An 8,319-nucleotide genomic window follows, 5' to 3' on the forward strand; every position below is an offset into this window, starting at 1 on the left:
TAACTGTCAGGGTAACGCTTGTGGTAGCGGTTCAAAGTGAGACGCACGGATTAAATATAAAGAATTTCCAGACGCCGGGAAGCAGAAAACTGTTTCGCAGCGTCTTTTGTTTTCAAATAATCATTTTAATATTTTCTTACATTTCTCCGGGAAATAAAGTTTTCCCTTGCCCCCCATGTCCCTTTGTATTATAATTGAGTATAAAATGGGTATAATAGTACCTATTTCCATATGACAAACCGAATCAGAAAAGGGGAGTTCTTTAATGATAAGAATTGGAATGCTTACGAGCGGAGGCGACTGCCAAAGCTTAAATGCTACCATGCGCGGGGTGGCAAAGGCGTTGTACCGGATGATGGACGATGTAGAAATCATCGGCTTTGAAGACGGTTACAAGGGACTCATCCACGCAGATTACCGCGTCATGAAACCGGAAGATTTTTCAGGAATACTGACAAAGGGAGGCACCATTTTAGGAACCTCCAGACAGCCTTTTAAGCTTATGCGGGTGCCCGATGAAAACGGCCTTGACAAGGTGGAGGCCATGAAGCACACGTACAGAAAACTGAAGCTGGAATGTCTTGTGGTTTTAGGAGGAAACGGAAGTCAGAAGACTGCCAACCTCCTTTGGGAGGAAGGGCTCAATGTGGTATCCCTTCCAAAGACCATTGACAATGACCTTTGGGGAACCGACATCACCTTCGGCTTTCAGAGCGCCGTTGATGTGGCCTCCAATGCCATTGACTGCATCCATACGACTGCAGCTTCCCATGGAAGGGTCTTTATTGTAGAGGTTATGGGACATAAGGTGGGCTGGCTCACCCTGTACGCAGGCATAGCCGGAGGAGCTGACATCATCCTGCTCCCGGAGATTCCTTATGATTTGAATGTTGTAATAGACGCATTAAAAACCAGAAGCAAAAACGGCAAAAAGTTTTCCATCCTTGCCGTGGCAGAAGGAGCCATTTCCAAAGAAGATGCTCTCCTCACCAAAAAAGAATTAAAAGAAAAAAAGAAAAACGGCCCGGCTTACCCTTCCGTGGCCTATGAAATCGGCGCACAGATCACAGAGAAGACCGGGCAGGAAGTGCGGGTCACCGTACCCGGCCATATGCAGAGGGGCGGACAGCCCTGCGCCTACGACAGAGTGCTTTCCACCCGCCTTGGGGCAGAAGCCGCTCTGCTGATTAAAAACAAAGAATACGGATACATGGCTGCGGTGAAAAACAATGAGGTTGTAAAAACGCCTTTAGCCGAAGTAGCCGGAAAATTAAAAACAGTCGACCCGGCGAGCTCGATCATCAGGGAAGCCAAGATGACAGGCATCAGCTTCGGCGACGAATAAGGAGTCATTCCCATGTCATATACGGCATTGTATCGGAAATGGCGCCCCTCGTCCTTTTCCGATGTAAAGGGTCAGGACCATATTGTCCAGACCTTGAAAAACCAGATAGTATCCGGGCGTATCGGACATGCGTACCTGTTTTGCGGAACGAGAGGAACCGGAAAGACCAGTATTGCCAAGATCTTTGCAAAAGCGGTCAACTGCGAACAGCCCATGGACGGAAGCCCCTGCGGGGAATGCCGGACCTGTAAAAACATCGCAGCCGGAGCCTCCCTCAATGTGGTGGAGATCGATGCCGCATCAAACAACGGCGTGGAGAACATCCGGGAAATCAGGGAAGAAGTCCAGTACCCGCCTACAGAAGGCAGATACCGGGTTTATATCATTGACGAGGTTCATATGCTTTCTACAGGAGCCTTTAATGCACTGTTAAAGACTTTGGAGGAGCCGCCGTCCTACGTCATATTCATTCTGGCAACCACAGAAGTCCAGAAGATTCCCGTAACTGTCCTGTCCCGGTGCCAGCGGTATGATTTTAAACGGATTACCGTGGAAACCATTGTGGAGCACCTAAAAGGGCTCCTGGAAACAGAACAGACCCAGGTGGAGGAACGGGCCCTGACCTATATCGCCAGGTCGGCAGACGGGGCCTTAAGAGATGCCCTAAGCCTTTTGGACCAGTGCATCGCCTTCCATTACGGAGAACCCCTGACCTATGACCTGGTTTTAGACGTGCTGGGAGCCGTGGACATCACGGTATTTGGAAACATGTTCCGGGCCGTGGCAGAAAACCGGACCAGGGACTGCATTCTGGCCTTGGAAGAAATGGTGATTCAGGGCAGGGAACTGGGCCAGTTTGTCATTGACTTCATCTGGTATTTGAGAAACCTGCTTCTGTTAAAATCTGTGGACGATCCGGGAGGGCTTCTGGATATGTCGGCAGAGAACCAGAGCATTCTAAAGGAAGACAGCCGGCTTGCGGACCAGGAAACCCTGCTTCGGTATATCAGGGTATTTTCAGACCTTTCCAACCAGCTTCGCTACGCTTCCCAAAAGCGGGTCCTCATCGAGGTGGCTTTAATCAAGCTGACCCGCCCCCAGATGGAACAGAATTTAGATTCCATACTCCAGCGCATTTTGGTCATGGAAAAAATGCTGGAAGAAGGCGTTGTGATGGCCCCTTCCGCAGGAACGGAGCCTTCCAAAGAAACCGCTTCCGCTCCGGCTGACCGGGAAATGACTCCCGCAGAGCGGATCACCCTTCCCAAAGGCCAGTTGGAGGATTTAAACTTAATCCGAAGCGAATGGAATAAGATCATACGGGAATTAGGCGGTCCCATCAGGGCCAGCTTCCGTGACACAGTGGTGGAACCGGCAGGAGAAAGCTGCCTCACCATCGTCTTTTCTGATCAGAGCAACTATATGATAGGAAGCAGGGAATCCACCATTGCTGAAATCCAGGGTTACGTAGAAGACCATTACCAGAAATCCATCGCCTTTAAAGCGAGGCTTCGAAGCGGAGGAGAACGGCTGGATACCATATATGTAAGTGATGAAGAATTAAAAGCAAATATTTTAATGGATATAACCATAGAAGATTAATCAGGAGGAGATACACCATGGCAAAACGTGGCGGTTTTCCAGGCGGCATGCCTGGCAATATGAACAACTTAATGAAGCAGGCGCAGAAGATGCAGCGCCAGATGGAAGAGACGACAAAAGAACTGGAAGAAAAGGCATATACAGCAGCAGCAGGCGGCGGAGCCGTAACTGTCACTGTTTCCGGAAAAAAAGAAGTGACCTCTGTCAAACTGTCCCAGGAAGTTGTGGACCCGGATGACATCGAGATGCTGGAAGACTTAATCGTGGCAGCCACCAATGAGGCATTCCGCCAGATGGAAGAAGAAAGCAGCGCTGCCATGGCAAAACTGACCGGCGGTCTGGGAGGCATGGGCGGAGGATTTCCCTTCTAATCATGGATTATTACAGCAGTCAGATCACCAGATTAATAGAAGAGCTGTCTAAGCTTCCGGGCATTGGAAGCAAGTCCGCACAGCGTCTGGCATTTCACATTATCAACATGCCGGAGGAGCAGGTCATGGGCCTTTCCTCATCCATCACCGATGCAAAACGGAATGTGCGCTATTGTAAGGAATGCTTTACCCTGACCGATCAGGAGCTGTGCCCCATATGCCGGAGTGAAAAACGGGATCACAAGACCATCATGGTGGTGGAGGATACCAGAGACTTGGCAGCCTATGAAAAAACAGGGAAATTTGAAGGAGTTTATCACGTGCTCCATGGTGCCATTTCCCCAATGCTGGGAATAGGACCTAATGACATAAAGCTGAAAGAACTGATGCAGAGGCTGCAGGCAGATGTGGAAGAAGTGATCATTGCCACCAACTCCAGCCTGGAAGGCGAAACAACAGCCATGTATATCAGCAAGCTGATCAAACCCACAGGAATCAGGGTAACCAGGATCGCCAGCGGAGTTCCCGTGGGCGGAGACTTGGAGTACATAGACGAGGTAACGCTGCTGCGGGCCTTAGAAGGCCGGGTAGAGCTGTAAAACCCCCGTCTTGTCAGAAGCTGGAAGTCTGAAAGAAAAGATTCATTAGGAGATAAATAATGGATAAGTACGAGTTTAATATAAAGGTTGAACAGATTAAAAAACTGGTAGGCAAAAATGACTATGAGACAGCTATGAAAATAGCCGATGCAATAGACTGGAGAAGAGTCCGCAACATCACTCTGCTTTCCATGGTAGCCACTGTCTATGAAAAGAACAGAAGCTATCAGGAAGCTAAGGAAATCCTTCTTCAGGCTTATGAACGGGCACCCATTGGAAAACGGCTGCTTTATAAGCTGGCCGAACTGGCCATCAAAGAAGGAAATATCGAAGAGGCCGAAGCCTATTACAAAGAATTCGGCGACCTGGCTTCTGACGACCCAAGGCAGCAGCTTCTGCGCTACATGATTTTAAAAGCAAAAGGAGCCCCGGCCCAGCAGCTCATCCATTCCCTGGAATCCTACACCAGCGTGGAGCTGGATGAAAAATGGCTGTATGAGCTGGCAGAACTGTACAGCCTCGCAGGCATGACCGACCGCTGTGTGGAAACCTGCGACCGCATCATGCTGATGTTCGGCCTTGGGAAATACGTGGATAAGGCCATGGATTTAAAAATAAGATACGCTCCCCTGACCACTTACCAGATGGACCTTGTGGAAAACCGGGATAAATACGAGGCAAAGCTGCGGGCAGTGGAGCTGGAATACGGAGCCGGAGGAAGGCAGATTGCAGAACCTGAGGCGGAAGAAGAGTATTACGAAGAAGAATCCCTTCAGGAGCCGGAGCCCTATTACGAGGATATGAGGTTTCAGGAGCCCCCCATGGATGAAGAGCCGGAAACCAGCATGGAAGAAGAGGCGGTTCAGGAAAGCATTGCCAGAGAAATGTCCAGGATTTCCTATGATGAGCCGGTAATACAGGAAGCTCCCAGGCTGGAGCATACCAGGGTATTAGAAGATATCCGGCGTGTGGGACACCCCACAGCCGTTCTTCCAAAACCCAGAGGAATATATTTAAATGAAGAATCAGAAGTTCCCTCTTACTTCTCCGCTCCCATGATTGAAGAAGACGACATGGAAGAGCCGGAGATGGAAGCTGTCTCCCCGTTTGAATACGCCGGATTCCAGTCAGCCGTAACAGCCGAGGATTCCGAGGAAGATTTCTATCAGCCTCAGGCTTTCGATTCTGAGGATGCTGATTACGGCCATTCCTATCATCAGCCTTATGAAGCTGAACCGTATCAGGACGAAGAAGCATCGGAATCATCTCATGAATCATCTTATGAGGACCCGGAAGATGAAAGTGAAGCTTCCTGGCGTTATACCTTCGGGCAGGATGAAGCCCCGGAGGCAGAAGATGTTTATGAAGAAGAGGAAGACGAAGAAATCGGAGAAGCTGCGGTCCGGAATCATTTGATGATAGAAGCCAGAACTCCGGAAAAAGGCCTTAAGATGGCAGTGGATGCCTTAAAGCAGATACATCTGGAAAGCGGCGTAAAAAATCCCGTTGCCAGAATCACCGGATCAAAGCTGTCCAAGCGTGGCGTGCTGGCATCCGCAGAAAAGCTGGCAGGAAAAGACCTTGTCATTGAAGAAGCAGGTGATCTCACCGCAGAAGCCTTAGAAGAATTAAATACCCTGATGGCTGAGGATACCAGCGGCATGATCGTCGTTCTCATCGACAATCCCAAGCAGATGGAAGCCCTTCACTGTGATCACCCAGCTCTCGCAAGCAAATTCGAATGCATCGGAAGCGGCGAAGAAATGCAGGCCCAGCCGGTGAGAAACCCGGATGAGAATATTCCTGAAAGGGAAATACCGGCTTCTCCTTTAAGCCCCCAGCAGGGAGCCGCGTCAAAAGTACCTGCTTATAAAGCTCCCGCTCCCAAAGAGCCTGTCTATGAAGCGCCTCTTGCATATGAAACGGCCATTCCTTCTTATGAAACACCGGATGCTCCTTCCTATGAAGACGGTTATGAAGAATCCCAGGAAAGCTATGAGGCCCCAAGGTATGAAAACCAGGGATATCCGGCAGAATCAGATTCCTGGCAGAATCAGGAGTATGAAGAAGAGGAAGGATATGAAGAGGAGGAGTTTTACGAAGAAGACCGCCCTTCTGTCCGTGATGAAGAAGGCCCAGGCTTTCATGGGGAAGAGATGGACATTGACGAATTTGCCCAATATGCCTGCCGCTATGCCAATGAGATCGACTGCAGCGTTACCGGTAAAAGCATGCTGGCGCTGTATGAAAGAATCGAGATCATGGAAGAGGACGGTCTCCCTCTCAACCGCACCAATGCGGAAAGCCTGATTGAAGAAGCTGCTGACCGGGCAGAAAAGCCCCCTCTTGGGAAAATGCTCAAAGGCCTGTTTTCTACAAAGTACGATAAAGAAGGTCTTCTTATATTAAAGGAAGAACATTTCATTTATTAATTGGAGTATAAAACGTGAATATTAAACTCATTGCACTGGATTTAGACGGAACCCTGTTAAACAGCAAAAAGGAAATATCTCAGAGAACGCTCCAGGCCCTTGCAGAGTGCTGCGAAAAGGGGCTTTGGATCGTTCCATGCACCGGACGGAGCGCATCCGGAATCCCCGAAGAAATAATCCGGATTCCCGGTGTCCGCTATGCCATTACCACCAATGGTGCGGTGGTTGAAGATATGACCCAAAAGCAGATCATCGATACCTGCATGCTGCCCTGTGAGCAGGCACTGGAGCTTTTGCGGTTTGTGGATTCCTATGATGTGATGTACGACCCCTATATCAATGGCCGCGGAATAACGGAAGGCCGTTTTTTCGACCATTTATCAAAATACGGCCTGACTCCGGAACTGCAGGAATTAGTCCGCCGGACCAGGGACGTTCACCCCAACATCCTGGAATTCGTAGAAAACGGCCGAAAACCGGTGGAAAAGATCAACCTGTATTTCTCCGACATGGAAGAACGGGCCAGATTAAGAGCTGAACTGGAAAAAAGAGATGACATCCTGGTCACCTCCTCCCTTCCCAATAACCTGGAGATCAATGCCCACGGTGCGACAAAAGGAGCAGCCCTCCTCCGTCTGGCCTCCCATCTGGGACTGGAAGCCGGTCAGACCATGGCAATCGGAGACGGAGAAAATGATTTGACCATGATCCAGGCAGCCGGAATCGGAGTTGCCATGAAAAATGGAAAAGAAGAACTTCTTGCGGCAGCCGATTACATAACAAACACCAATGATGAGGACGGAGTGGCGGCAGCCATTGACCGGTTTGTATTGAAGGCGGAATCATGATGAGGTCTTATATGGAAAACTGGTTATCAATAGCAGCAGGAGTCTACCTGCTGGGAATGATTTTATACGGCCACCGGAGGGGCTTTATCCGGCTGGCGATTTCCATGGTGGCAGTAATCCTGTCCCTTACCATTGCAAGAGTATCCCTCCCTGTTGTAACGGGATTTTTAAAAGAAAATACAGCCCTGCAGCACACCATTTCAGAAAGCATAAAAAAATCCATACACTTAGACGAAGAAGAAGTCCCGGCGGACGAAGCTCTGGAAACACCCTCAGCCCAGCGCCTTTTGATCGAAGGCCTTGAACTCCCAAAGAACATGAAGGAAGCCCTGATTGAAAACAATAACAGTGAGATGTATCAGGCCCTTGGAGTCAACGCCTTTACCGATTATATAGGGGGCTATCTGGCAGATGTCATTCTCAGCTCTCTGGGTTCGGTGATTTTATTTTCACTTGTCTATATGGTGATCAAACTTCTCATCGGATGGCTGGACATCATTTCCAAGCTTCCGATCCTGTCCGGAATCAATCAGATTGCCGGGGCTTTGCTGGGAGGTCTGGAAGGCCTTGTCTTCTTATGGCTGGCCTGCCTGGTCATCACCGCTTTTCCCTCCACCGGCTGGGGCCTTGCCCTGCTGAATCAGATTGAGGCGAGCAAATGGCTGTCCTTTTTATACGACCACAACCTTCTGAATCTGATGGTTTTAGGGCTTTTGCAAAAGCTGGTATAGAAATAAAATTGTATTTATCATATGTGCAATTAAAACAAATCTGCAGGCAAAGAGAGATACCCCTCTTCCTGCAGATTTTTTCATACACCACAAAATATAGAAAAATTCAGGGGAAACTAATACATATAGTGGTTGAAAAAAGACAGGAAAAATTGTTTGAATAAAGGGCACAAATATCCTTGACAATATGAAAGGGACATGATATATTAAAGACCCGATGCGAGAGAAACCGCAAAGGCAGCCATTCAAAACCGGCTGAAAAAAGTTTGAAAAGTTGTTGACAGATAAGTGACTGCATGATATACTATATGAGTTGCCGATTAAGCAAGAAAAACAACAAAACGCACTTTGAAAACAGAAGATTGAACAGTATGTAAAACCCTGAAAATTC

The 8,319-nt window shown here is 48.7% G+C and carries 7 protein-coding genes; all 7 read left to right on the forward strand.

Going from position 1 to position 8,319, the window contains the following annotated elements; all coding sequences use genetic code 11:
- The first annotated feature begins 265 nt into the window (after positions 1-265).
- From QM657_RS19750 to QM657_RS19780, 7 genes are read left to right on the forward strand one after another with little or no spacing between them, the layout of a single operon-like run.
- Positions 266-1,345 carry a 6-phosphofructokinase gene (locus QM657_RS19750; RefSeq protein ID WP_415068415.1) on the forward strand — a complete coding sequence of 360 codons (1,080 nt, stop codon included), beginning with the start codon at positions 266-268 and terminating at the stop codon, positions 1,343-1,345.
- A 12-nt stretch (positions 1,346-1,357) separates the two neighbouring features.
- Positions 1,358-2,947 carry a DNA polymerase III subunit gamma/tau gene (gene dnaX / locus QM657_RS19755; protein WP_415068417.1) on the forward strand — a complete coding sequence of 530 codons (1,590 nt, stop codon included), beginning with the start codon at positions 1,358-1,360 and terminating at the stop codon, positions 2,945-2,947.
- Positions 2,948-2,964: 17 nt separating this feature from the next.
- Entirely contained in the window at positions 2,965-3,318 is a 354-nt protein-coding gene (locus QM657_RS19760) for a YbaB/EbfC family nucleoid-associated protein (RefSeq protein WP_415068418.1), read from the forward strand.
- 2 nt (positions 3,319-3,320) lie between these two features.
- On the forward strand, positions 3,321-3,917 hold the full coding sequence (gene recR, locus QM657_RS19765) for a recombination mediator RecR (protein ID WP_415068419.1): 597 nt from the start codon (positions 3,321-3,323) through the stop codon (positions 3,915-3,917).
- Positions 3,918-3,976: 59 nt separating this feature from the next.
- Entirely contained in the window at positions 3,977-6,349 is a 2,373-nt protein-coding gene (locus QM657_RS19770) for a tetratricopeptide repeat protein (protein ID WP_415068420.1), read from the forward strand.
- A 14-nt stretch (positions 6,350-6,363) separates the two neighbouring features.
- Positions 6,364-7,197 (forward strand): Cof-type HAD-IIB family hydrolase, encoded by an 834-nt coding sequence (locus QM657_RS19775; RefSeq protein ID WP_415068421.1) that lies wholly within the window; start codon positions 6,364-6,366, stop codon positions 7,195-7,197.
- Between the two features lie 11 nt (positions 7,198-7,208).
- Positions 7,209-7,928 carry a CvpA family protein gene (locus QM657_RS19780; protein ID WP_415068422.1) on the forward strand — a complete coding sequence of 240 codons (720 nt, stop codon included), beginning with the start codon at positions 7,209-7,211 and terminating at the stop codon, positions 7,926-7,928.
- Positions 7,929-8,319 lie beyond the last annotated feature (391 nt).

The sequence above is a fragment of the Lacrimispora sp. genome (assembly GCF_047605665.1).
GTDB lineage: Bacteria > Bacillota > Clostridia > Lachnospirales > Lachnospiraceae > Lacrimispora.